The organism is Butyrivibrio sp. FCS006 (assembly GCF_000424525.1).
In the GTDB taxonomy this organism is placed as follows: domain Bacteria; phylum Bacillota; class Clostridia; order Lachnospirales; family Lachnospiraceae; genus Butyrivibrio.
In genome coordinates this window covers 151,564-177,278 of the sequence record NZ_KE384205.1, presented here as the reverse complement: position 1 = coordinate 177,278, position 25,715 = coordinate 151,564, and the positions used below count along the sequence as shown (strand labels likewise).

General features: G+C 45.1%; 23 protein-coding genes. All 23 read left to right on the top strand.

The genetic code is table 11. The features are described 5' to 3' along the window. Nucleotides 1-3 precede the first annotated feature (3 nt). The 23 genes from G633_RS19560 to G633_RS19550 are packed head-to-tail and all read left to right on the top strand — an operon-like array spanning nt 4 to nt 25,476. Nucleotides 4-2,064, top strand: a complete 2,061-nt coding sequence (locus tag G633_RS19560; RefSeq protein WP_051200302.1) for a SpoIIE family protein phosphatase — start codon at nt 4-6, stop codon at nt 2,062-2,064. Nucleotides 2,065-2,086: 22 nt separating this feature from the next. Continuing rightward, nucleotides 2,087-3,130: a 23S rRNA (adenine(2503)-C(2))-methyltransferase RlmN gene (rlmN, locus tag G633_RS0115390; protein WP_022770756.1), complete on the top strand. Its 1,044-nt coding sequence runs from the start codon at nt 2,087-2,089 to the stop codon at nt 3,128-3,130. Nucleotides 3,131-3,178: 48 nt separating this feature from the next. Continuing rightward, nucleotides 3,179-3,940: a Stp1/IreP family PP2C-type Ser/Thr phosphatase gene (locus tag G633_RS0115385; RefSeq protein ID WP_022770757.1), complete on the top strand. Its 762-nt coding sequence runs from the start codon at nt 3,179-3,181 to the stop codon at nt 3,938-3,940. Then, nucleotides 3,933-5,987 carry a Stk1 family PASTA domain-containing Ser/Thr kinase gene (gene pknB, locus G633_RS0115380; RefSeq protein ID WP_022770758.1) on the top strand — a complete coding sequence of 685 codons (2,055 nt, stop codon included), beginning with the start codon at nt 3,933-3,935 and terminating at the stop codon, nt 5,985-5,987. The genes G633_RS0115385 and pknB overlap by 8 nt, the downstream gene beginning before the upstream one ends. A gap of 5 nt (nt 5,988-5,992) precedes the next feature. Then, nucleotides 5,993-6,916, top strand: a complete 924-nt coding sequence (gene rsgA, locus G633_RS0115375; RefSeq protein WP_026520465.1) for a ribosome small subunit-dependent GTPase A — start codon at nt 5,993-5,995, stop codon at nt 6,914-6,916. Between the two features lie 7 nt (nt 6,917-6,923). Next, nucleotides 6,924-7,499, top strand: a complete 576-nt coding sequence (locus tag G633_RS0115370; RefSeq protein WP_026520464.1) for a histidine phosphatase family protein — start codon at nt 6,924-6,926, stop codon at nt 7,497-7,499. Between the two features lie 18 nt (nt 7,500-7,517). Next, the gene (locus G633_RS0115365) at nt 7,518-9,782 is read left to right on the top strand and encodes a glycoside hydrolase family 3 C-terminal domain-containing protein (RefSeq protein WP_026520463.1); all 2,265 of its coding nucleotides are present in this window, start codon (nt 7,518-7,520) and stop codon (nt 9,780-9,782) included. Between the two features lie 45 nt (nt 9,783-9,827). Then, entirely contained in the window at nt 9,828-10,643 is an 816-nt protein-coding gene (larB, locus tag G633_RS0115360) for a nickel pincer cofactor biosynthesis protein LarB (RefSeq protein WP_026520462.1), read from the top strand. A gap of 20 nt (nt 10,644-10,663) precedes the next feature. Continuing rightward, entirely contained in the window at nt 10,664-11,668 is a 1,005-nt protein-coding gene (locus tag G633_RS18745; protein ID WP_051200300.1) for an ABC transporter substrate-binding protein, read from the top strand. Between the two features lie 17 nt (nt 11,669-11,685). Beyond that, the gene (locus G633_RS0115350; RefSeq protein WP_051200340.1) at nt 11,686-12,414 is read left to right on the top strand and encodes an ABC transporter permease; all 729 of its coding nucleotides are present in this window, start codon (nt 11,686-11,688) and stop codon (nt 12,412-12,414) included. Further along, nucleotides 12,411-12,992, top strand: coding sequence for an ABC transporter ATP-binding protein (locus G633_RS0115345; RefSeq protein ID WP_026520460.1), 582 nt, complete (start codon nt 12,411-12,413; stop codon nt 12,990-12,992). The genes G633_RS0115350 and G633_RS0115345 overlap by 4 nt, the downstream gene beginning before the upstream one ends. A 13-nt stretch (nt 12,993-13,005) precedes the next feature. Then, complete coding sequence (locus G633_RS0115340; protein WP_022770766.1) at nt 13,006-14,478, top strand: 4Fe-4S dicluster domain-containing protein; 1,473 nt, start codon at nt 13,006-13,008, stop codon at nt 14,476-14,478. A 20-nt stretch (nt 14,479-14,498) separates the two neighbouring features. Next, nucleotides 14,499-17,534: a response regulator gene (locus tag G633_RS19555; protein WP_051200299.1), complete on the top strand. Its 3,036-nt coding sequence runs from the start codon at nt 14,499-14,501 to the stop codon at nt 17,532-17,534. A 25-nt stretch (nt 17,535-17,559) separates the two neighbouring features. After that, entirely contained in the window at nt 17,560-18,339 is a 780-nt protein-coding gene (locus tag G633_RS0115330; protein WP_051200297.1) for a response regulator, read from the top strand. A gap of 18 nt (nt 18,340-18,357) precedes the next feature. After that, on the top strand, nt 18,358-19,287 hold the full coding sequence (gene pyrF / locus G633_RS0115325; RefSeq protein ID WP_026520458.1) for an orotidine-5'-phosphate decarboxylase: 930 nt from the start codon (nt 18,358-18,360) through the stop codon (nt 19,285-19,287). A gap of 2 nt (nt 19,288-19,289) precedes the next feature. After that, on the top strand, nt 19,290-19,967 hold the full coding sequence (gene pyrE, locus G633_RS0115320) for an orotate phosphoribosyltransferase (protein ID WP_022770769.1): 678 nt from the start codon (nt 19,290-19,292) through the stop codon (nt 19,965-19,967). Nucleotides 19,968-19,981: 14 nt separating this feature from the next. Further along, entirely contained in the window at nt 19,982-20,134 is a 153-nt protein-coding gene (locus tag G633_RS20190; RefSeq protein ID WP_022770770.1) for a hypothetical protein, read from the top strand. Nucleotide 20,135: 1 nt separating this feature from the next. Beyond that, nucleotides 20,136-20,486: a DUF6142 family protein gene (locus G633_RS0115310; protein ID WP_035771670.1), complete on the top strand. Its 351-nt coding sequence runs from the start codon at nt 20,136-20,138 to the stop codon at nt 20,484-20,486. 55 nt (nt 20,487-20,541) lie between these two features. Continuing rightward, nucleotides 20,542-21,042: a 5-(carboxyamino)imidazole ribonucleotide mutase gene (purE, locus tag G633_RS0115305; RefSeq protein WP_022770772.1), complete on the top strand. Its 501-nt coding sequence runs from the start codon at nt 20,542-20,544 to the stop codon at nt 21,040-21,042. A 27-nt stretch (nt 21,043-21,069) separates the two neighbouring features. Next, complete coding sequence (gene purM, locus G633_RS0115300) at nt 21,070-22,095, top strand: phosphoribosylformylglycinamidine cyclo-ligase (protein WP_026520456.1); 1,026 nt, start codon at nt 21,070-21,072, stop codon at nt 22,093-22,095. 13 nt (nt 22,096-22,108) lie between these two features. Next, the gene (purN, locus tag G633_RS0115295) at nt 22,109-22,753 is read left to right on the top strand and encodes a phosphoribosylglycinamide formyltransferase (RefSeq protein WP_026520455.1); all 645 of its coding nucleotides are present in this window, start codon (nt 22,109-22,111) and stop codon (nt 22,751-22,753) included. Next, nucleotides 22,753-24,030 carry a phosphoribosylamine--glycine ligase gene (gene purD / locus G633_RS0115290; RefSeq protein ID WP_026520454.1) on the top strand — a complete coding sequence of 426 codons (1,278 nt, stop codon included), beginning with the start codon at nt 22,753-22,755 and terminating at the stop codon, nt 24,028-24,030. Before purN ends, purD begins: the two co-directional genes overlap by 1 nt. A gap of 3 nt (nt 24,031-24,033) precedes the next feature. After that, nucleotides 24,034-25,476, top strand: a complete 1,443-nt coding sequence (locus tag G633_RS19550) for an SH3 domain-containing protein (protein WP_026520453.1) — start codon at nt 24,034-24,036, stop codon at nt 25,474-25,476. Nucleotides 25,477-25,715: the final 239 nt, after the last annotated feature.

Sequence of the window (25,715 nt, the reverse complement as noted above, 5' to 3'; positions counted from 1 at the left end):
GACATGCTTTTTATGATCTTAAAAATGTCAGGTATAACCTTGGCTATCACAATTCTTACGGTGCTCCTGTGGATATATCTTCGCGACAAGAAGATAACCTGGCCCATAAGGATTCTTTTGGCTGCGGTTTATGCCGGATGCGCAATACTCTCTACTCATTATGGTGTTGACTACAGCCATATGCTGATAAATGTCAGGGATATGGGCCCTCTTTGCGCAGGACTTTTCTTTGATCCTCTGGCCGGAATAATCGCAGGAGTTATAGGTGGTATAGAGAGATATATTGCTGGTGCGTACTGGGGTATTGGCTCTTATACCAAGGTTGCCTGCAGCGTTTCAACCGGACTTTCGGGCTTTGTTGCAGCCTTCATGAGCATATTTATTTTTAAGAGGAAAAAGCCTTCCGCAACCTATGCGTTTTTCATGGGCGCGGTAATGGAAGTTTTCCATATGTATGTTGTGTTCGTCACACACAGAGATGACCTGAAGATGGCCTTTTATGTTGTAAAGGTCTGCGCGCCTCCTATGATCATATTCACCGGAATAGGACTTGCTCTTTGTGCCAATGCACTTAAGATTTATGCAGGAGAATGGAAGAACCCGTTTAAGAGACGCAAGGATTCTGAAATTCAGGTAGCTCAGAAATTCCAGCGCTGGCTGTTTCTGGTAAGCGCCATCATCATTGTTGTCAGCTTTGCCTTTTCTTTTGCTGTTCAGACTGCATCAGCTGTTCAGAATACAGCTGAGAGACTTGCAACTGCTTCAGCGGATATTATTGAGACATACAACGAAGTCCGTGAAAAGAACTATAACATTAATGTTCTGCACTCCCATGTCGGAGAGACCGGAGACTTTAACATTTTAAGGGAATCGGGACTTAGTATTACCGGCGGACATAAGGGAGATCTTTTGTCGGATCCGGAGCTGGCTGCTATGCAGACAAACGTTGATAAGGGAATGTACAGAGCAACGGCGTATGGGGTGGATTCGTTCTGCAGAGCAGACACACTTGCAAACGGTGAGATACTTCTGGTCAGCCTTCCTTCTGAAGAGGTTTACGACGACAGAGATGCAGCATCTTATGAGACAGCTCTTGCTGACATTATTTTGTTTACGGTCATATATGTCCTTATATCAATGCTGGTTCAGGAAATAGTTGTTAACAACCTGAATCTTGTCAATGAGTCACTCAACAAGATCACCAACGGAGATCTCAACGAGACAGTAGATGTCTATAACTCATCTGAGTTTGCATCACTTTCAGATGACATTAATCAGAACGTTAATGTTTTGAAGGGCTATATTGATGCTGCTGAAAAGCGCATAGCCCAGGAACTGGAATTTGCGAAATCCATTCAGGAATCAGCTCTTCCTCAGAACTTCCATATTCCGAGAAAAGATGTTGAGATATTTGCCACCATGGATCCGGCAAAAGAGGTCGGTGGAGACTTCTACGATTTCTTCTTCATTGATGCTGATAACCTGGCACTGGTCATTGCCGATGTATCAGGAAAAGGTATTCCAGCATCCCTGTTCATGATGAGGAGTAAGGCTGCCATCAGAAGTACTGCAGTTCAGGGCTCAAACCCTTCCGATATCCTCGAGAAGGTTAATGAGGTTCTGTGCGAAGGCAATGATGCGGATATGTTCGTTACAGTCTGGATCGGAATCATGAATCTTAAGACCGGAGTCATGAGATGCTCAAATGCCGGACATGAATATCCTATAATCAGGCATAAGGACGGGGACTATGAGCTGCTTAAGGATAAGCACTTCCTGGCGCTTGCAACCATAGAGGGAATTAAGTTCAAAGATTACGAGATTGATCTTAAGTACGGAGATGAGATCTTTGTTTACACCGATGGTATTCCTGAGGCTATAGATAAAGACATTAAGCAGTATGGCACAGAAAGACTTCTGTCTGCCCTTAATGCAAACAAGGATATTCCTCTGGACAGACTTCTTCCAAGAGTAAGAAATGATCTTGCTCAGTTTGTCGGAGAAGCAGATCAGTTTGATGATGTCACCATGCTTGGCTTTAAGTATAAAGACCCGGTGGCGTAAATTAAATTTACAGGAGATATAGATGTACGATTTAAAAAGAGATATTAAGTCTCTGAATCTTGATGAGCTTACAGCGGTTATCAAGGATTTGGGAGAGCCGGCCTTCAGGGCTAAGCAACTCTATCAGTGGATGCATGTGAAGATGGCAAGAAGCTATGACGAGATGACCAACATTCCGGCAGCGCTAAAAAACAAGCTCCTTGAAAACTTCGATTATACATCACTTAAGCAGGTTGATCTCCAGGAGTCTAAACTCGACGACACTAAGAAGTTCTTATTTGCACTCTCCGATGGCAATGTCATCGAGAGTGTTTTCATGAAGTATAAATTCGGAGTCAGCGTATGTATCTCATCTCAGGTTGGATGCAGGATGGGATGCAAGTTCTGCGCCTCGACAATTGACGGAGTGGTGAGAGGTCTTTTACCATCGGAGATGCTGGACCAGATATATGCAATATCCAGGATTACAGGGGAGAAGGTTGCAAGAGTAGTAGTTATGGGAAGTGGAGAACCACTTGATAACTACGACAACGTAGTGAAATTCGTAAGGCTCCTAAGTGATCCTGACGGTCACAACCTGGGACAGAGGAATCTTACCATATCCACCTGCGGAATCGTCCCCAACATATATAAGCTTGCAGACGAAGATTTTGCCATTAATCTGGCTCTCTCCCTTCATGCATCTAACGATGAGAAGAGAAAAGAGCTTATGCCCATAGCTAACAAGTATACAATCAATGAAGTACTGGATGCCTGCAAGGCATACTTTGACAAGACGGGAAGACAGCTAACTTTCGAATATTCCCTTGTTAGTGGGGTGAATGACACTGATAAAGACGCAGCAGAATTGTCGGACCTTCTAAAAGGTCTTAATGCAGTTGTTAACCTGATTCCGGTCAATCCAATCAAGGAGAGAACCTTTAAACCCACTGACCGTAAGGGCGCTGAGCAGTTCAAAAATAAACTTGAAAAAAACCATATAAATGCTACTATTAGAAGAGAAATGGGCAGGGACATAGACGGAGCCTGTGGACAGTTGCGCAGGCGCCATTTGGAAGAGAAATAGTACCACCTGCTTTTTTTCCATGAATAAATGTACTCTTAGGAGGCAGTTTTGCTTAAGACTTTTTCCATTACGGATATAGGAAAAAAGAGAAAACTAAATCAGGATTATGTCTTTTCCTCAGACACCAGGATAGGTAATCTCTCCAACGTCTTTATTGTTGCTGACGGAATGGGAGGTCACAATGCAGGTGATTATGCATCGCGATTTACCGTTGATACCATGGTGGAGGAGATCGAGAGGTCTTTTGAACAGAGCCCTGTTAAGATATTGGAGAATGCTATCAAGATAGCCAACAGGAAGCTTCGAGAGAAGGCAGCAGAGGATCCCAGCCTCTTTGGAATGGGAACAACAGTTGTTGCAGCCACTGTGCTTGGAAGATTTTTGCAGGTTGCAAATGTCGGAGACTCAAGGCTCTATGTCATCAATGACAAGATCACACAGATTACCAGAGACCATTCTCTTGTGGAAGAGATGGTTCGCATGGGCGGAATTGACAGAGAAACTGCAAGGACTCACCTTGATAAGAATATAATTACCAGGGCTATCGGTGCCACTGAAACAGTAGACATCGACTTTTTTAATGTGGAATTAAATCGTGGGGACATTGTGCTCATGTGCTCTGACGGACTTACAAACATGCTTGAGGATGAAGAGATCCGCATGATAGTAAGTGGGCAGAGAGATATTATTGAAAAGGCGCAAAGATTAGTTGAACAGGCCAACAACAACGGAGGCAAGGACAACATAGCTGTTATTTTGATTGAGCCTTACGCAGATGAGCATGGGCACACCGGAGGAATAGATGGTTAAGATTGGAATGGTGATCGGGGATCGCTATGAGGTGCTTGAAAAGATCGGCACCGGCGGAATGTCCGACGTTTACAAAGCAAAAGATCATAAGCTTAATAGACTTGTAGCTGTTAAAGTGCTCAAGCAGGAGTTTTCAGAGAATGAGAACTTCGTATCCAAGTTCAGGGTAGAAGCGCAGTCAACAGCAGGTCTCTTACACCCCAATACCGTTAATGTATATGACGTAGGAGACGAGGACGGCATCAACTACATAGTAATGGAGCTTGTTGATGGTATCACTCTCAAGAAATACATTGAGAAGAAGTCAAGGCTCTCCGTCAAGGAGGCAGTCAGCATAGCTATCCAGGTGGCTATGGGACTTGAGGCTGCTCACAACAACGGTATCATACACAGAGATATTAAGCCGCAGAATATAATGATCTCAAGGGATGGTAAGGTTAAGGTAACAGACTTTGGTATCGCCAAGGCTGCCACCAGTAACACCATTACCTCCAATGTTATGGGATCGGTTCACTATACATCTCCTGAGCAGGCAAGAGGCGGATACAGCGATGCCAAGAGTGATATCTACTCACTTGGTATTACGCTCTTTGAGATGCTCACAGGAAGAGTTCCTTTCAACGGTGACACAACCGTTGCAATTGCGATAAAGCATATCCAAGAGGAGCTTCCAAGCCCTGCTGAGTTCAATGATGAGATACCTATAAGTGTAGAGAAGATTGTCCTTAAGTGTTGCCAGAAGAGCCCTGACAGACGTTATCAGAGTGCCCAGGAGCTTATAGCTGACCTTAAGAGATCTCTTATCACTCCCGACAAGGACTTCGTTTCACTTGTGGATCCCGATGAAGAGGGCGCTACAAGGGTTGCTTCCGAGGAAGAGGAAGAGATGCTTCACAGCGGAACAGGCAAGCTCTCTGATACAGAGCAGATGAGGCTTAAGTCCGATGTGATGGGTGATTACGACAGAGACGATCACTACGACGATTATGATAAAAAGAGACCTAAGAGAAGAACCTATGACGATGATGACGATTTCTACGGTCGTCCAAAGTCATCAAACAGACGCAGAACAGGTTCAGGCTCCGGCTCTAATTCCACACAGTCCAAGGTTGAGAAGATGACCATTGTAATGGCAATCATTTCAGCTGCTCTTGTAGGATTTATAGTACTTCTCCTTCTTGGAAGAAGCCTTGGAATATTCGGTGGATCGCAGGAACCTTCAGAGGGTGCAAGCACAGAGCTTTCAAGCACTGAATCAGCTTCTGATGCATCGGATGGGATTGAGGTTCCGGACGTTGTAGGCAAGACATTGGCTGAGGCAGTTTCAATCCTTCACGACGACAAGGGGTTTGATGTTGAGAAGGCAGCAGATTCGGCAAATACTGCAGCCAAGGACACAGTTGTTTCCATGAATCCTTCATCAGGAAGCAAGGTAAAGAGCGGATCCAAGGTTACGATCTACATAAGTGACGGATCAAATTACAATGCTCAGGCAGCAGCTGCTACAACTGAGGTTTCAACTGCCAAGTCAGAGGGACAGGTTAAAGTGCCCAACATTATCGGCATGACTTCTGAAGATGCTGTTATCACTTTGGTAGAAGCAGGCCTTGAAGCCGGTAAGGTTGTAGAGACCACCAATGAGGATTCAAACCTTACAGGTCTTATCTGCGCTCAGAGCATCGCTCCTCAGACACCTGTTTCACAGGGCACGGTTATCAATATGGAGCTTTCAACAGGTCCTGCCAAGGTAACTTACAGCTACAATGCAGAGATATCAGCTCCCACTGAGGGAGAGAATTTTACATATGGAATTCCTGTAAAGGTGACGCTGGTTACATCAGACGGAACAACGCTTCTTAGCACTACAACCACTGATTTCCCGGTACAGGGTACTTACAAGGGAATTACAGCTCCTACAGGTACCATCACCTTTGTTTACACAGCAACTACTCCAACCTCCACCAATCCTGAGACGGGTGAGACCACAGGTGGACAGAGCCAGGAGTACACGGTAACCAGAGCGGTTACTTTCACGCAGGAGAACTAACCCTTATGCGAGGTAGAATTCTTAAGGGCATCGCCGGGTTTTACTATGTGGAAACAATAGATCTTAAGGTCTATGAATGCAAGGCCAAGGGAATCTTTAGAAAGTCCGGAATAAAACCCATAGTCGGCGATAATGTAGAGATTGAAATAATTGATGAAGATAACAGGCAGGGAAATCTAACCGATATCCTGCCTAGAAAAAACTGTCTATACAGACCGCCTGTTGCAAATGTTGACCAGGCGGTTATTTTGTTCGCTATTGTCAAGCCTGACCCCAATTACAATCTGTTGGACCGCTTTCTTATCATGATGAGGCAGCAGAATCTCCCTGTTATCATCTGCTTCAACAAGCAGGATATAGCAACTAAGGAGGAGCAAAAAGAGCTTCATGATGCCTATGAGAAATGCGGCTATAAGGTCCTGTTTGTCAGTGTCAAAGAAGAGAGAGGCCTTGATGAACTAAAGGCACTTCTCAAGGGTAAGACCTCCACTCTTGCAGGTCCCAGCGGCGTTGGCAAGTCATCTCTTTTAAACAAGCTGGTTCCCGATGCGGATATGCAGATAGGCGAGCTGAGCAGAAAGATTGACAGAGGCAAGAATACTACAAGACATTCAGAGCTCTTTTACGTAAAAGAGCTTTCTGAGGGCGGAGAGGATACCTTCATAATCGACACTCCCGGCTTTACATCATTAGAGCTTCGTGATGTCGCTGCCGACGAACTTATGGGATACTACCCTGAGTTTGAGGAATTTGAACCTTCCTGCAGGTTTGGTGGCTGCTCTCATATAGCAGAGCCCGACTGCGGCGTTAAGGCTGCACTGGAAGCGGGAAAGCTCTCAAACGTCAGATATGACAATTACAGGATAATCTACAAGGACTTAAAGAACGCCCGTCCTGATTATTCAAAAAAGAAGAACTCGGAGAAATGATTTTAGAATGAAGATTTATGTAACAAGACATGGCCAGACAGACTACAACAAAAAGAGAATGATGCAGGGAAGAAGCGACATTCCCTTAAATGAAGTCGGCATTGCTCAGGCAACGGCAAGAAGAAAGACGCTGGGAGATATTAAGTTTGATGCAGTATATTCAAGCCCCCTTATAAGGGCGGTCAAGACTGCGCAGATCATCGGAAATGTTTCGGAAGAAGAGATCATAAAGGATGAGCGCATCATCGAGGCAAACTTTGGCAAGTATGAGCTGATGAACTATTACGGAACAGGAATTCCGATGATGCTGTACTGGAGCTTCCCGGAACTGTTTAAGGCTCCGAAGGGCGTTGAGACCATTCAGGAGATGATAGACAGGACAAGCTCTTTTCTTAAGGAGCTGGAACAGAAGGACTACGAGAACGTACTGGTTGCCTGTCACGGAGGAATAATAAGACCCATAAGAGGGTATCTTGAAAATAAAAAGAGCGGAATCATCTGGAGACCAAGGCCCAAGAACTGCGAGATTTTTGTCTATGAATGCATAGACGGTAAACACAGACTGGTAGAGGATATTCAGTAAAGACAAGGAGACTAAAGCATGAACGTATCTGAACTTGTTTCAAAAATGACTTTGCAGGAAAAGGCATCACTTCTTTCGGGAGGAGATTTCTGGCATACTCAGGCCATCGACAGGCTTGGCATCAAGGGATATATGATGTGTGACGGCCCTAACGGTCTAAGAAAGCAGGAAGGTGATCCGGACCATCTTGGCAAGAAAGAGAGTATCAAGACGGTTTGCTATCCTTCTGCAAACACTCTTGCATCAAGCTTTGATGTGGATATGGAGAAAAAGCTCGGAGAAAGACTCGGTGAAGAGTGCATCCGCGAGCACATCAGCATGCTTCTTGGCCCGGGCCTTAACATGAAAAGGAGCCCTGTCTGCGGAAGAAACTTTGAGTATTTCTCAGAGGATCCATACCTTGCAGGTAAGCTCGCTGCTGCATTTGTAAGTGGCGTTCAGTCAAAGGGCGTAGCTGCCTGCCCCAAGCATTTTGCGACGAACAATCAGGAATACAGGAGAATGTCCGGCAATTCAATCGTTGATGAGAGGACACTTCACGAGATATATCTTCAGGCGTTTGAGATCCTGGTAAAAGAGGCTCATCCAAAGTCCATCATGTGTGCCTACAACCAGTTAAACGGAACCTATCTATCCGAGAACAAATATATGCTCACCGATGTTCTCAGGGATAAATGGGGATTTGACGGCTTTGTCGTAACCGACTGGGGTGCAGGGAAGGGACCGGCCAAGGGTGTACAGGCAGGACTTGACCTTGTTATGCCAGGTGGACATGAAGACCACGAAAAGGCCATAATCGCTGCAGTAGAGGCAGGAGAACTTGATGAAGCGCTGGTTGATAAATCTGTAACACGAATCCTTAATGTATTTTTCTGGAATGAGGAAAGCGTTCCTGCTGATCCCAAGCCATCAGATGAAGCTACAAGAGCAGCTGACTACGCTCTGGCAAAAGAGCTTGCAGAGAACAGTGCAGTGCTTTTGAAGAATAACAAGGTACTTCCTCTTAAGGATGACAAGAAAGTATTGTTTGTGGGTGAGTTTGCAACAATGCCCAGATACCAGGGCTCAGGCTCATCACACATAAACAGCATCTGTGTATCAAGTGCTTTGGATGCGGCTAAGGACAAGGGAGTTTCTTTTGTACGCGGATATGATACTGCAGATACAAAGAACGATTATGTCCTTAGGGAAGAGGCCATGAAGGCAGCAGAGAATGCTGATGTTATCGTTGTATTTGCAGGACTTCCGGCTTCGTATGAGTCAGAAGGTTTTGACAGAGACAATATCAATCTTCCGCAGGATCAGAACAAGCTCATTGCGGATCTTTCAAATCTTGGCAAGAAGGTAGTGGTTGTTCTTCACAACGGCGGAGCAGTTGCAATGCCATGGATTGACAGCGTGGATGCTGTGCTTGACATGATGCTGGCCGGTGATGCAGTGGGAGAGGCTACAGTAAGACTGCTCTGGGGAGAGGTCAATCCTTCAGGTAAGCTTGCAGAGACATATCCCATCAAGCTTTCGGACAATCCAAGCTTTTTAAACTTCCCGGGAGATCATGGAAATCCTGTATATGCAGAAGGGATTTACATCGGCTACAGATACTATGAGAAGAAGAGAATGTCTGTGCTGTTCCCGTTCGGACACGGTCTTACATACACTGAGTTTGAATACTCAAATATGAAGATAGATAAAGACAGCATAACAGACAATGACACTGTTAATGTCAGCGTCGACGTATGGAATGTTGGCAGATACGCCGGCAAGGAAGTAGTTCAGCTCTATGTTTCAGAAAACGGCCCTAAGGTATCAAGACCTCACAAGGAGCTCAAGGGCTTTAAGAAGATTGAGCTTAAACCCGGTGAGAGTCAGACGGTAACCTTTGCGCTGGACAAGAGGTCTTTTGCCTACTACAATGACAAGCTCCATGACTTCTATGTTGAGAGCGGAGACTACAGCGTAATGATCGGAGCTTCCTCCAATGACATCAGACACACAGTGAATGTACATGTTGAGGGAACAGTGGAGCTTCCTTATAGCTTCACGACCTTTACACCTATCGAGGATATCCTTGAGAGCAGAAAGGGAAAAGAGGTCCTTGGACCTATGATCGCCAAGGTCCTTGCCGAGAATGACAAAGAGGGCGGAAACGATGAATCCCTCGGTGAAGCAGGCAAAAAGATGTTTGAGAAGATGATCAAGGAGATGCCTGTTCTCAGTCTTGCAAGCTTCGGCATGATGAGCGTGGATGATGTTCAGAAATTGCTGGATGAGATAAACCTATGATAAAATCTATATTAGGTTAATATGCGCTGATAATGGAGACATTCTATGGATGAGAGAAGTGTAAAAGACCTTTTGAATCTGGTAAAGAGCGGTGATATATCAGTGGATGATGCACTGCTCAGCCTTAAGGAAGAGCCTTTTGAAGATATGGGGTTTGCAAGGCCTGATTTCCACAGGGGAATAAGACAGGGTAAGCCTGAGGTCATCTATGGCGCGGGCAAGACACCGGAGCAGATCCTTGAGATCTCAAGAGCGCTTCTTTCCCACAGCCAGGACAGAGTGCTGATAACCAGAATGTCTGCCGAAGCAGCGAACTACTATCAGTGTAATGTAAAAGAAGATGAAGAGAACTTCTTTCTCTATGATGAGATCAGCAAGGTGGGTATAGCCTATAAAGAATCCGGAAAGCCTCAATTCTCAGTTCCACATGAAGGGAAATCGGAGGGCTATGAAGGTGAGGGCAAGATTGTCATTGCCACCGGAGGAACCAGTGATATTCCCATTGCTGAGGAAGCAGCTCTTACAGCGGAGTTCTTCGGCAATAAAGTCGTAAGGCTCTATGATGTCGGAGTTTCCGGCATACACAGACTCCTGGCCAAGGAACCTATGGAAGAGATCATGACTGCCCGAGTCATCATAGCCATCGCGGGAATGGAAGGCGCGCTGCCAAGTGTAATCGGAGGCCTATCTTCCGTGCCTGTTATTGCAGTTCCCACAAGTGTCGGATACGGAGCTTCCTTCGGAGGTATAGCAGCTCTTTTGTCCATGCTCAATTCCTGCGCAAGCGGAGTCAGCGTGGTCAACATAGATAACGGTTTTGGTGCCGGGTATCTCGCAGGCATGATAAACCAAAAAAAATAAGACTGGAGTATTAGACAAAAATGCAAACAACTAAATCAAAGAGAGTATTGTCAATCATTGCACTGGTACTTATCCTCGCAATCATCCTCGGAACAGTGGCAAGTGCACTTGTAGGCTGCGGAGCAGCTGAGAAAAAGGATGATACGACAATCCGCATAGGAGCCATGAAGGGCGCAACAACCATCGGACTTGTTAACCTTGTGGACAAGATAAATAAAGGCGAAGCAGATGGCAATTATACTTTTGAGATGTACACAGCAGGCTCTGATGTAATGGCAGCCATGGTTGCCGGAGAAGTTGACATCGCCCTGGTACCTGCCAATGTGGCATGTGTAATGAATACCAAGGTAGAGGGCGGCGTATCGGTTATCGATATCAACACCCTGGGAGTTTTAAACTGCATATCTGCAGGTGATGAGATCAAATCTGTTTCTGACCTTTCAGGCAAGACTGTATATGCAACAGGTCAGGGAGCAGTTCCTGAATATACAATCAGATATCTGCTTGAGGCAAACGGCGTAACGGACTGCAATCTTGAGTTCAAGTCAGAACCAACAGAGATTGTTTCAATCTTTGCGGAAAATGCCGACGCGGTAGCTATTCTTCCACAGCCCTTTGTGACTGCAGCTCTTGCTCAGAACGAGGCTCTAAAGATCTCTTTTGACTTAAATGATGAGTGGGCCTGGGTCAATTCAGACTGCAAGATCGTAACAGGTGTAACCGTTGCAACCAATTCATTTATAAAAGAGCACAAAGGCCTTGTTGAGGCTTTCCTTTCTGCTCATAAAGAGAGCGCAGGCAAGGTTCTTTCAGATATTGATACAACTGCAGCACTTGTAGTTGAGCAGGGAATCATAGCCAAGGAGCCACTTGCCAAGAAGGCTATTCCAAACTGCAACATTACATGTATTACAGGAAAAGAGATGAAGCAAGCCCTCGAAGGGTATCTCAAGGTTTTATTTGAGCAGGATCCCAAGTCTGTAGGCGGAAGTCTTCCCGGCGATGAGTTTTACTACGGGGTATGATTGGGAGAAAAAACCTGGTGAAAAAAGTTTTGCGTAAGGTCATTCCGGTGATTGCCTGGCTTTTAATCTGGCAGCTGGTGGCTTTAATAATCCACAATAAAATACTTTTGGCAGGACCTTTGGAGACATTAAAAGCGCTGATAAGCCTGTCACAGACTTCTGACTTCTGGGAGTCGATAGCAGAGAGCAGCTCAAGGATCCTTCTTGGATTTTTCATAGGCTCAGTCCTTGGAATAGCTGCAGCTTATCTGGCATATACAAACGAAGTGGCAAGGGACTTTCTAAAGCCCTTTGTTGTAACGCTTAAGTCAGTTCCTGTAGCCAGCTTTGTAATCCTTCTTCTGATATGGTTTGGAAGCAGGAATATCTCAGTGATAATATGTGCAATGGTAGTCTTTCCCATCCTGTATCTGAGCACTCTTGAAGGGTTCCTGAGCACTGACGTCAAAATGCTGGAGATGGCACAGGTTTTCAGAATGCCGAGACTAAGGACAGTGAGATATATCTTTTTGCCGCAGCTAAAGCCTTTTTTTCAGAGTGCCTTTAAACTGGCAATCGGAATGAGTTTTAAGAGCGGAATTGCAGCGGAGGTAATCGGACAGCCCCTTCACACCATGGGGAACGGTCTGTATCTCGCCAAGGTATATCTTGAGACAGGAGAACTTTTTGCATGGACAATAGTGATCGTCCTGATCTCTTTTATCTGTGAAAAGATACTTGCCCTGGCTATCGGGAGAGCAAAATGACAATTGAAGTAAAGGATATAAAGAAGTCATATGACGGCAGGACCGTACTTGATAACTTTAATCTGAATATAGAAGAAGAACACAGCTACATAATAACCGGGCCTTCGGGCTGCGGAAAGACAACGCTCCTTAGGCTGATCCTGGGACTTGAAAAGCCTGATGAAGGGACGGTCAAGCTCCTTGGCGATTACAAATACCCCTATATAAATTCGGGGACGGTATTTCAGGAGGATCGCCTGTGCGAGGACGCAGACGCAGTCACCAACGTGACCATGGTCAGCAGAAAGGTCTTTAAGGAGACGGTGACGCAGGAGCTACTGCAGCTCCTTCCGGAGGAAGCGATCCATAAACCGGTAAAAGAGCTGTCGGGAGGCCAGAGAAGGCGAGTGGCAATCGTCAGAGCCTGTGCTATTCCCAGTGATATTTTAATAATGGATGAACCTTTTACGGGGCTTGATGATGAGTCCAGAGAAAAGTGCATCGAATATATAAGGCATAAACAAGGGTCCGGGGCACTGGTACTTACAACTCATGACACCAGAGGACTGGAATTTGGCAGAGTAATTCAAATGGAATGAAAAGGAGATTTTTATGGTAACGAATGATGCGAGTATGAACAGCTTCAAGCACAAGATCATGGAGGAAGTGTGCAGACTTGAGTGGAACGGCGAAAACGATCAGGAGCACATTGAGCAGCTTGTACTTAAGATGATACCGGGACCTAAGCCCGAGTATCGCTGCTGCGTTTATAAGGAGAGGGAGATCGTAAGGCAGAGGATCAATCTGGCAAATGCCAAGGCTCCCAGCTACAATCCTGATTCTGAGAACATAGTACAGGTTATTGATCCTGCTTGTGACGAGTGTCCGATTGCTGCTTATTCGGTAACTGATAACTGCAGATTCTGTATGGGCAAGGCATGTATCAGTTCCTGTAAGTTCGGGGCAATAACACCCGGTGATACTCACATGCATATTGATCCTGCAAAATGCAAAGAGTGTGGAATGTGCGCAAATGCATGCCCTTATAATGCCATCGTGCATCTTGAAAGACCTTGTAAGAAGGCATGCCCTGTCGGTGCGATCACCTATGATGAGTATGGCTACTGCAAGATCGATGAGGATAAGTGCATACAGTGCGGACATTGTATCCACAGCTGTCCTTTCGCAGCTATCGGAAGTAAGACCTTCCTTGTTGATATTATAAAAGAGATCAAGGCAGGCAAGGAAGTTATCGCTATGTGCGCACCTGCAACCGAGGGACAGTTTGGTGAGGAAATCACCATGGGCTCCATCAGAGAAGGTCTTAAGAAGATCGGTTTTGCTGACATGGTAGAGGTAGGCCTTGGCGGTGATATGACTGCTGCTTACGAGTCAGCCGAGTGGTCAGAGGCATACAAAGAGGGCAGAAAGATGACAACTTCCTGCTGTCCTGCTTTCATCAACATGTTAAAGAAGCATTTCCCTGAGCAGTACAAGGAGAACATGTCATCAACAGTATCTCCTATGTGCGCTATTTCAAGATATTTAAAGGCTACAAGACCCGGATGTGTAACCGTATTTATCGGACCATGCATCGCCAAGAAGTCTGAGGCTCAGGATAAGTCAGTTCCGGATAATGCAGATTACGTTGTAACCTACGGCGAGCTCAGAGCATTAATGAGATCAAAGGATGCCAAGTTCGAGCCCGTTCCCGAGAACTATCAGGAGTCTTCAATCTGGGGTAAGAGATTTGCTGCCAGCGGCGGAGTTGCAAATGCAGTTATCGAGTGTATGCAAGAGAGAGGCGAAGATACTGAAGGCATCAAGCTCCTCAGAGCAGCCGGAGGAGCAGAGTGTAAAAAGGCACTTACTCTCCTTAAGGTTGGCAAGCTCCCTGAGGACTTCATCGAGGGTATGGTTTGTCCCGGAGGTTGCGTAGGCGGTCCTTCAAGACACAAGAATATCAGCGATATCAATAAGCCAAGAGAAGCACTTCTTGCGAAGGCGGATGACAGAAAAGTTCTTGAGAACCTTAAGAATTATCCAATGGACAAGTTTTCAATGCACAGAGACGGTCATATGTAATACACAAGAGGGCGCCATATATGGAAATTGATGGATTGTTCAAACGACCCAAAAATCCGAGACAGGTCAAGAAATGGATCATAACTGCTCTGATGGTGGTGTTTACTGCATTCTTCATCATAAAATACAACGAGAAGGTATTTTATGTTGAGAATTCAGGCTTCTTAACTGCGGGGCTTTCATATGCCATCAGATACATCCCACTGGTTATTATTACCGCCGTTGGCGGTAATATACCGGGGGTCATATGCGTCCTTTTAGTTTTCCTTCACAGATCTTATGCCAGCAGTTCTTTTTCCTATATGACATTTATTTACCTTCTTGTTGTTTGTGTAGTTGATATACTGGCGAGAAAAAGGTCCTTTGGTAAGTGGCAAAAAGTTCTTTTAGCATCGGTGTTCCTGCAGATTTTGGCAGGCAATTTCTGGGGCATTATCCTCATATTTTTGAGCAATGAGGGGGTAGAAGCCTTAAGCCTTAAGCAGCAGCTGTTTTTCTTTCTTAATGAGATGCCCGGAAGTCTTTTGGCATGCTTTATTGTCTTTTTTATCTTTAAAAAACTTCCGGACAGAATCAAAGTTCTTTTTGGTAACGGTAAGTACTATGTGGATCCTTCGATTTTATCCGAAGACGACAGATATACCGTTGAGGGCAGATCCAGGATCGGTCTTATCGTTATGAATATCATTATATTTGAAGCTTTGCTCATTGGCATTGCAGCAGAGCTGGCTTCAAACACAATTCTTCCCATAATAAAATATGAGGACGATGCGCATCCTTTTGTCAGTGAGGTTTCGCTTGCGGAGTTAGGCAGTGCCAACAGAATAGAGGCAGTTGTCAGCAGGCAGATGGAAAGGGAATTCAGATCGGAGAGAAATGTCTTTGCAGAGCAGGTCAGCGGACAGCGAAAGTTCGATTACAGATTCAGTGTTCAGCTGGCTATGCTTATTTCCGTTGTTGTAATTCCTCTGGCTACCTTTTTAAACAGATATGCTCAGTGGAGAATTGCAAAACCCATAAGAAGACTGTCCAAGGCCATGTCAAATATCTACAATTCAAAGGATAGCGATCTGAATGCGGCCGTTGCCGGCATTCATAATCTTGAAGTTACAACCAAGGACGAGATAGAGGACCTCTATCACACAGCTGACCTTACGGTGTACAGACTTGTGGAATACATTGAACTGGTAAAGACAAGGCAGAACATCGAGGACCAGCTTCAGATAGCAAAGTCTGCAAGCGAAGCCAAATCAAGGTTCTTATCAAGTGTGTCCCATGAGATCAGAACCCCTATCAATGCCGTTCTTGGCTTTGATGAGATGATTCTGCGTGAAGCGACGGATGAGAATATCTTAAATTATGCCAGGGATATCCAGGGGTCCGGTAAGACTCTTTTGGCACTTATCAATGATATCCTTGACTTTTCCAAGATCGAGGCCGGCAAAATGGAGATCATACCTGTGGAGTATGAGCTTTCATCCTTACTAAATGACGTTTATAACATGTCGGATGTAAGGGCCAAGGAAAAGAATCTTGAGCTGAATATCCACGTAAATGAGAATATTCCTCATATTCTTTTTGGCGACGAGATAAGGATAAAACAGTGTATCATCAACATTGTCACAAATGCTGTTAAATACACTGAAGTCGGATCGGTACTGATAGATGTTGACTATGAAGAGGTTGAGCCGGAGAATCCTGAATTTAATGATGTAGAAGATATCCTCCTTAAGGTCAGAGTTCGCGATACCGGAATTGGCATAAAAGATGAGGATATGGGTAAACTCACTTCTGCATTTGAGAGAATTGATACCAGGAAGAACAGGACAATTGAAGGTAGCGGCCTTGGAATAAACATTGTCGTGAGCCTTCTGGAAATGATGAATTCAAAGCTTGAAGTTGCCAGCAAATATGGTGAGGGTAGCGAATTCTCTTTTGCAATAAAACAGCGCGTAGTGGAATGGGAACCTGTAGGTGACTTCGCGAAGAGAGCCGGAGATGCTTCAAAAGAGGCAGGACGATATCAGGAGAGCTTCCATGCTGAAAACGCAAGGATACTGGTGGTTGATGATACCAGAACGAACCTTACGGTAATAAAAGGTCTTTTAAAGCAGACGTTGATGCAGGTTGATACGGCAACCAGTGGAATGGAGGCGTTGGAACTCGTTCGGCAGAATAAATACAATGTTATTTTCCTTGATCACAGAATGCCTGATATGGATGGAATCCAGACCTTCCATGCAATGGGAGAGATGGAAGATAATCTGAACAAGGATACACCGGTGGTGGCTCTTACAGCCAATGCAATCTCTGGATCAAGAGAAATGTACCTGGGTGAAGGCTTTGCAAATTATATGTCAAAGCCTGTTGATCCTGCCAAACTCGAAGAGATGATCCTGAATTATCTGCCAAAAGACCTGGTTACAATGTCTACGGATAAGGAATTTGAGGCAGCAGATACAGGGGTAGATGAAGAAGATAAAGGCGCTTTCCAGGATCTTTTAAAGATCACAGGTATCGATATCAATGCAGCCATTGAAAGGTGCGGTTCTGCGGCTCTTGCCAAAGACGTAATGAAGGATTTCTGGCTGGCCATCGATGAGAGAGCAGGTGCTATTGAGAAATATTTTACAGAAAAAGACATAAAGAACTACACTATTTATGTTCATGGCTTAAAGAGCTCAGCCAGAGCAATCGGTGCGCTGGATCTCTCAGAGAAAGCTGAATATCTGGAGAGCTGCGGAAACAGCCAGAATATGGATGAGATAAATGCTCTGACGCCGGATCTTCTTTCTTTGTACAGAAGTTATATAAAAAGATTTGAACCACTTTTTGCAGAGGATGATGAGCAAAAGCCGGAAATTGGCATAGAAGACCTTGAGGGAGCCTTTGCTTCAATAAAAGAATTTGTATCAGCTTCATACTTCGACAGTGCGGACGATATCATGCAAATGCTTGATGGATACGCCATTCCGGAGGATTATAAGGAGAAATATCACGATGTAAAAAGGCTTCTGGCAGCAGTTGACAGAGATGGACTTTTAAATATATTGTAGAGTAAATATAAGTGAGAGGCACTTGATGATGGATAAGAGAGTACTGCTTATAGGAACAGTAAAGAGCTTCATGGTTAATGCTATCATGGTTGGACTTGAGAAAGAGGACTTCCAGGTGGAGTTTGTATTGCCTGATGACAAGGCTATCATGGCAATGGAAGATAAACCTAAGGTATATCTTCTCTATCTGGGCGACTTTAGAGTCGATAAGGCCGAATTCTTAAATTACCTCAACGTGGCAATAGACTCTGATCGCTTCATGCTCTATCTCATTGGCAATCAGGAGGAGCTTCAGTTTGCATCATCCATCATTCCAAAGGAGAAGATTCAGGAGACTTACCAAAGACCTCTTGACGTCAAGCTTCTTGCTCAGAATCTGAATGTAGTCTTTGACTACAGCGCTCTTGATGAGAGCCAGAGGAAAAAAGTCCTCATCGTCGATGACGACGGCGCTATGCTTAGAATGATGAAGACATGGCTCTCTGTTAAGTATCACGTTTATATGGCAACTTCAGGTAAGATTGCACTTTCTTTCCTTGCACAGACCCCGGTGGATCTGGTCCTTTTAGACTATGAGATGCCCGTCATGAACGGCCCGGAGGTTTTAAAGTCAATAAGAGAGATGCCTGCTATCAAGGACACCCCGGTTATCTTCCTTACAGCCAAGGATGACAAGGAAAGCGTAATGAAAGTTATAAGCCTTAAGCCTGCCAAATATCTTTTAAAATCTATGCCGAAAGATAAGCTCATCAGCTCAATCGATGACTTCTTTACAGTCCTGGAAAACAGGAAAAAATCTAATTAAGGGAAAAGGTAAATTTTCATGGTCTCCAAACTTATTGACAAGATTCAAAAGACAAACGCCCCGATTGTGGTGGGGCTGGATCCAAAGCTCGATTTTATCCCGGACAGGATAAAGGACAAGTGCTTTGAAGAAAAGGGAAAAAATCTTGAAGGCGCAGCAGAAGCCTTCTGGCAGTATAATAAGGAGATCGTAGACAATATTTATGATATTGTTCCGGCAGTTAAGCCCCAGATAGCCATGTACGAGGAACTGGGAATTCCGGGACTTATAACCTACAAGAAGACTGTTGACTACTGCAAGGAAAAGGGACTTGTTGTAATTGCGGATGTAAAGAGAGGAGACATCGGTTCAACCTCACTTTCATACGCACAGGCACATTTGGGAGGAGTAAAAATCGGGGATTCTACCTTCAGTGGCTTCGATGCAGATTTCGCCACAGTAAACCCCTATCTTGGAACAGACGGCGTTAAGCCTTTCATAGATGTATGCAACACTGCAGACAAGGGAATCTTTGTGCTGGTCAAGACTTCCAATCCATCCAGCGGAGAATTCCAGGACAGACTTATAGATGGAAGACCACTCTATGAGATAGTCGGTGAGCAGGTGGAGAAGTGGGGCCTTGAGTCCATGGACGGCGCCTACAGCAACGTCGGTGCAGTGGTTGGTGCTACATATCCCGAAATGGGCAAGATACTAAGAGAGATCATGCCTCATGCCTATATCCTTGTTCCCGGCTATGGCGCACAGGGCGGTAAGGGAAAAGACCTTGTTCATTTCTTTAACAAGGACGGACTTGGAGCAATCGTCAACTCCTCAAGAGGTATAATCGCCGCTTGGAAGAGCGATTCTTATAAAGAGTTTTCTGACGGAAGAGTTGGAGAAGCTGCAAGAGCAGCTGCTCTTGATATGAAAAAAGACATTGAAGAAGCATTACAAAGGAGAGTATAGTTATGGAGAGGTACAAGGAAGAATTTATCGAGTTTATGGTGGACAGCAATGTCCTTAAGTTTGGGGATTTCACACTTAAGAGCGGAAGAAAGTCACCATTTTTCATGAATGCCGGAGCATATGTAACAGGCGCTCAGCTTCGTAAGCTTGGTGAGTACTATGCAAGAGCAATCCATGACACCTATGGTCTTGAGTTTGATGTACTGTTCGGACCTGCTTATAAGGGAATTCCGCTTGCTGTAGCTACAAGCGTTGCTATCAGCGAGCTCTACGGAAGAGAGATCAGATACTGTTCTAACAGAAAAGAGATCAAGGACCACGGCGATAAGGGTATCCTTCTTGGATCAAAGCTTCGTGACGGCGACAGAGTCCTGATCATCGAGGATGTTACAACATCAGGTAAGTCCATCGAGGAGACGGTTCCCATCATCCAGGCTCAGGCTGACTGTGATATAGTTGGTCTTATGGTTTCCTTAAACAGACAGGAAAAGGGACAGGACTCAGACATGAGTGCTCTTGATGAGATCAAGGAAAGATATGGTTTTGGCGCTCATGCTATTGTTAACATGTCCGATGTTGTTGAATATCTCTACAACAGACCGATTGATGGAGAAGTTCTTTTAACAAAAGACATTAAGAAACAGATTGACGAATACTACGCTGAATACGGCGCTAAATAATCAGGAGGCTTTTTATGGACGAGCATGTATATAAGGTTTTGGGAGGATCAGGGGCTCTTAATATTGCCTTTGGAATCATCTCTATCACAGTAGGACTTGCAACAGGAGTTCTTCTTATCATCAGTGGAGCCAAGCTCCTTGGATCAAGGAAGAAGATCATTTTCTGATATGAAAAAGTTTAAGTTTCGCATCAAAAAATTTGAACCGGTCAGAGACCGTTATATGTTTACCGATAACAGACATCCCGAGAAGGGCGTAATGTCCGCAATCTTGGGATGTATATCGGTTACAGCACTGGCTTTTGCCGTTGTATTTACATACAGGGACGGAGGCCAGGCGCAGATCAGATACGCCGCAGCGGCTTTAGTTGCGGCCATTTTTTCTGTTGTGGGAATTGTACTCGGAATAATGTCAAGATTTGAACGAGATATCTTCAAACTGTTCCCCAATCTGGGAATAATACTGAATCTGATATCAATCATATTTGTTGTTTTTTTGTTAATTTTGAGCTTTTTGTAGTGCACAATATTTAGTATTATGGTATGATACGTGTGACTAGATATAGGAGGATACAATGCCAAAAGTAGGAATTGTAATGGGCAGCGATTCAGATATGCCCGTAATGAGTAAGGCAGCAGAGGTTCTTGACAAGCTCGGTGTTTCTTATGAGATGCGCATCATTTCAGCGCACAGAGAGCCTGATGAGTTCTTTGAGTATGCCAAGACCGCTGAGGAAAAGGGCTTTAAAGTTATCATTGCAGGAGCAGGTATGGCAGCTCATCTGCCGGGTATGTGCGCTGCAATCTTTCCGATGCCTGTTATCGGAATACCTATGCACACCACTTCCCTTGGAGGAAGAGATTCTTTGTACAGCATAGTTCAGATGCCTTCGGGTATTCCTGTTGCAACTGTTGCTATTAATGGCGGAGCAAATGCAGGACTGCTTGCTGCTAAGATTCTGGCAACATCTGATGATGAGCTTTTGGGCAGACTTAAAGACTACTCAGCTTCCCTTAAGGATGCGGTTGTTGAGAAGGACAAGAGACTGCAGGAAGTCGGATACAAAAATTATTAATTTGAATATGAGGAGTGAATGATGGCACTGGATTACAAATCAGCTGGGGTAGACATTGAAGCGGGCTACAAGTCCGTTGAACTTATCAAGGATTATGTTAAACAGACAAACAGGCCCGAGGTATTAGGCGGACTTGGAGGATTTTCAGGAGCCTTTTCCATGGCTGCGATCAAGGACATGGAGGATCCGGTTCTTTTATCCGGAACAGACGGTGTCGGCACCAAGATCAAGCTGGCATTTCTTCTGGACAAACATGACACTATCGGAATTGATGCCGTAGCAATGTGTGTAAACGATGTTGCCTGCGCCGGCGGTGAGCCATTATTCTTCCTTGACTATATTGCCTGCGGAAGAAACATTCCGGAGAAGATAGCTGCGATCGTTAAGGGCGTTGCTGAGGGCTGCAAGCAGTCTGAGTGTGCACTTATCGGCGGCGAGACAGCTGAGCATCCGGGACTTATGCCGGAGGATGAGTACGACGTGGCAGGATTTACTGTAGGCGTTGTAGACAGAAAAGACATGATAGACGGCAGCAGCATCAAGGCCGGAGATGTACTTATCGGTGTTGCAAGCAGTGGCGTTCACTCAAACGGATTTTCACTGGTCCGCAAGGTCTTTGACATGACCAAAGAAAACCTTGAGACTTACGTGGATGAACTTGGACAGACACTTGGCGAGTGCCTTCTTACACCCACAAGAATATATGTAAAGATGATGAAGTCCCTTAAGACTTCAGGTGTTAAGGTTAAGGGCTGCTCACATATCACCGGAGGCGGATTCTATGAGAATATTCCGAGAATGCTTCCCGATGGTATCAAGGCAGTTGTTAAAAAAGACAGTTACGATATACCACCTATCTTCTCACTTATGCAGAAGAAGGGCGGAATCGATGAGAAGATGATGTACAACACTTTCAACATGGGACTTGGAATGGTCCTTGCTGTTGATGAGAATGACGCAGAGGCTGCTCTGAAGGCTATTGAGGCTTCCGGAGAAAAGGCATGGATCGTAGGCTCCTGTGAGAGCGGCGATAAGTGCGCAGAGCTGGTTTAAGAGGAAGAAGCCGATGAAAATTGCAGTTCTGGTGTCTGGGGGCGGTACTAATCTTCAGGCTATTATCGATGCTATAGAGAATAAAACCATTACCAATACCGAGATTTGTCTTGTATACAGCAACAATCCAAATGCTTATGCGCTTGAGAGAGCGAAGAAGGCAGGGATAAAGAGTGTATGCAAGAGCCCTAAGGAATTCGAAAACAGAGAGGACTTTAACAAAGCTCTTTTACAGATTCTGAAAGATGCTGCTCCTGACCTGGTAGTACTGGCAGGATGCCTTGTTGTAATTCCGGATATTGTTGTCAGGGAATTTGAGGGAAGGATCATAAACATTCATCCTTCACTGATACCATCCTTCTGCGGAACAGGCTACTATGGCCTTAAGGTTCATGAGAAGGCTCTGGAGAGAGGCGTAAGAGTATCGGGAGCAACGGTTCACTTTGTGGATGAAGGTACAGATACAGGACCAATCATTTTGCAGAAGCCTGTCATGATCAGACAGGACGATACACCGGAGGTTCTTCAGAAGCGCATCATGGAACAGGCTGAGTGGAAGATACTTCCCATGGCGATTGATCTGATCGCCAATAATAAAGTTCAGATCAGGGGAAACAAAGTATTTATAGAAGGGTATGAAGAGGAGACAGTTTTCTGATGAAAGTTTTGATTGTTGGCGGAGGTGGACGTGAACATGCAATTGCCGAGGCGGTTTCAAGATCAGCCAAGGTGGACAAGATTTACTGCGCACCGGGTAACGGCGGAATAGCAGAGCTTGCAGAGTGTGTGCCCATCACTCCAATGGAATTTGATAAGCTCACTTCTTTTGCTAAGAAAAAAGAGATCGATCTTACCATTGTCGGAATGGATGATCCGCTGGTTGGCGGTATTGTAGATGCATTCGAGGCTGAAGGGCTCAGAGTATTCGGACCTCGCAAAAATGCAGCTATCCTTGAGGGAAGCAAAGCTTTTTCCAAGGATCTTATGAAGAAATATAGCATTCCTACCGCAGCTTATGAGACCTTTGATAATGCGGATGATGCTCTTAAATATCTTGAGAGTGCCAAGTTCCCGATTGTTCTTAAGGCCGATGGTCTTGCTCTTGGAAAGGGCGTTCTCATCTGCCAGGACCTTGAGGAAGCAAAGGCCGGTGTTAAAGAGATAATGCAGGATAAGAAATTCGGAGATGCCGGAAATCACATGGTCATCGAAGAATTCATGACAGGCAGAGAGGTTTCTGTACTGTCTTTTGTGGATGGTAAGACCTATAAACTCATGAGCAGCGCCCAAGATCACAAAAGAGCCGGCGATGGTGACACAGGTCTTAACACAGGTGGAATGGGTAACTTCTCACCAAGCCCCTTCTACACAGAAGAAATTGACAAGTTCTGCCGCGAGAATATCTATGGCAGGACAGTTGAGGCCATGGCTAAAGAGGGCAGAGAGTTCAAGGGAGTTATCTTCTTCGGACTTATGCTGACAGAGGATGGACCTAAGGTTTTAGAGTATAACGCAAGATTTGGAGATCCGGAAGCTCAGGTAGTGCTTCCGAGACTTAAAACTGATATAATAGATGTTTGTAATGCCTGCATAGACGGAACACTGGAAGACCTTGACCTTGAGTTTGAGGACAAGGCAGCAGTATGTGTTGTCCTTGCAAGTGACGGATATCCACTTAGCTACGAGAAGGGCAAGCTCATCAAGGGACTTGAGAACTTTAAGGGGAAGGATGGATATTACTGTTTCCATGCAGGAACCAAAAAGACAGCCGAAGGCATTGTTACAAATGGCGGTAGAGTACTTGGCATAACAGCTAAAGGGGACACTCTCTCAGAAGCCCGTAAGAAGGCTTATGAGGCTACAGAGTGGGTAGACTTTGAGAATAAATACATGCGTCATGACATTGGTAAGGCGATTGATGAAATGGAGGAGTAAAAAATGAAAAGACTAGGAAAGAGACTTATGTCGCTTGGGCTTTCAGCCATATTATCAGCGACAATGTTCGTATCAATGGGTGTTCAGGCACTTGCCTACACAGAGACTACAGGAACAGTTGCAACCTCAAATGTTAAGGTAAGATCTGAGGCAAGCACAACTGCTTCCCAGATTTCAAGCCTTAGAGAGGGCGATACAGTTGAGATCATCGACGAGGCTACTGATGCTTCCGGATATGTATGGTACAAGATCCGTGTAAACAAGACAGATAAGGGTTATGTAAGAAGCGACCTTATCAAGAAATCCGGTGATTCATCAGCTAAGGCTACAACCACTACTACAACAAATACTACACAGAACAATGCTGCTGCAGCTTCACTTCCTGCAACAACAGTAACTGCAACAGATACAAAGACTGCAACCATCACACAGGACAGCGTTAATGTCCGTGAGGGCGCAGGAACAGCTTACAACTCAGTTGGTAAGGTTACAAGAGGCGATACAGTAACAATTACCGGTGAGGCAACTGGTTCAGATAACAAGACATGGTATCAGGTAACCTTCGGAAGCAGCAACAAGACAGGCTTTATCAGAAGCGATCTCTTAGAGGTAAATGCTGATGCACCTGCTGAGAATCCGGAAGGTGCTGAGGGCGAAACTCCTGAAGCAGTAGAGGGTGAGAACCCTGAAGGAACTGAGGAAGGCCAGTCAGAAGAGGGCTCACAGCCTGCAGCATCAAATGATGCAGGTGACGGACATTACTCACTTGTATATCTTGAGGATGGTGAGAATGGTTCAGTTTGGTACCTCTATGACAACGTTGAAGGCTACAGAGTTAAGGTAAATGAACTCATCGATGCAGCTAAGAGCAGTGATGAGGTTAACAAGCTCGTTAAGACAAACAACAACTACAAGACAATCCTTATCATCCTTGCAGTTGTTATCGCAGCACTTGTAGTAGGACTTATCCTTCTCGCACTTAAGCTTCGTGATTCTCTCTACTATGAGGATGAAGAAGAGGAAGAGTACGATCGTTATTCACAGTCTTCCAGAAGAAGAGCTCGTGAGGAAGATGACGAGGAAGAGCGCAGACCTGCAAGAAGAGCTACAGCTGAAGAGAGAACAGTAAGACCAAACAGGGAAGAAGCTACAGCAAGACCTACAAGAAGACCCGCAAGAGAAGAGGATGCTGAGGAACGTCCTGTAAGACCAAGAAGACAGGCAGCTGAGTATGACGAGGAGCGCCCGGCAAGAAGAACAGCCGAGGAGAGACCTGTAAGAAGACCTGCAAGAGAAGAGGCTGAGGAGCGTCCCGTAAGAAGACCTTCAAGACCTGAGGCAGAAGAGCCAAGAAGAGAAGAAGCTCCAAGACGTAAGACAAAGAACTTCATCGGCGATGATGACGACTTCGAGTTTGAGTTCCTTGATCTTGATGATGATAAGTAAATAATGCGACAGATGATCTGTCTGATGAATGAAAGACCCTCCGCCAGCGCGGAGGGTCTTTTTGCGCCTTGCGGCTGAGGTGAGAAGACGGTGATATAGCTGATATCCTAATAGCCCCGCTGTGCGTGCATTGAGGAGGGCTGAGATTTATGGCAGGGAGGAGGAATTGCGGCAGATTGACAGGTAAAAAGCTTGCACAAAACCTTTTTACAAGCTTTATTTTATGGCAGGGAGGAAGG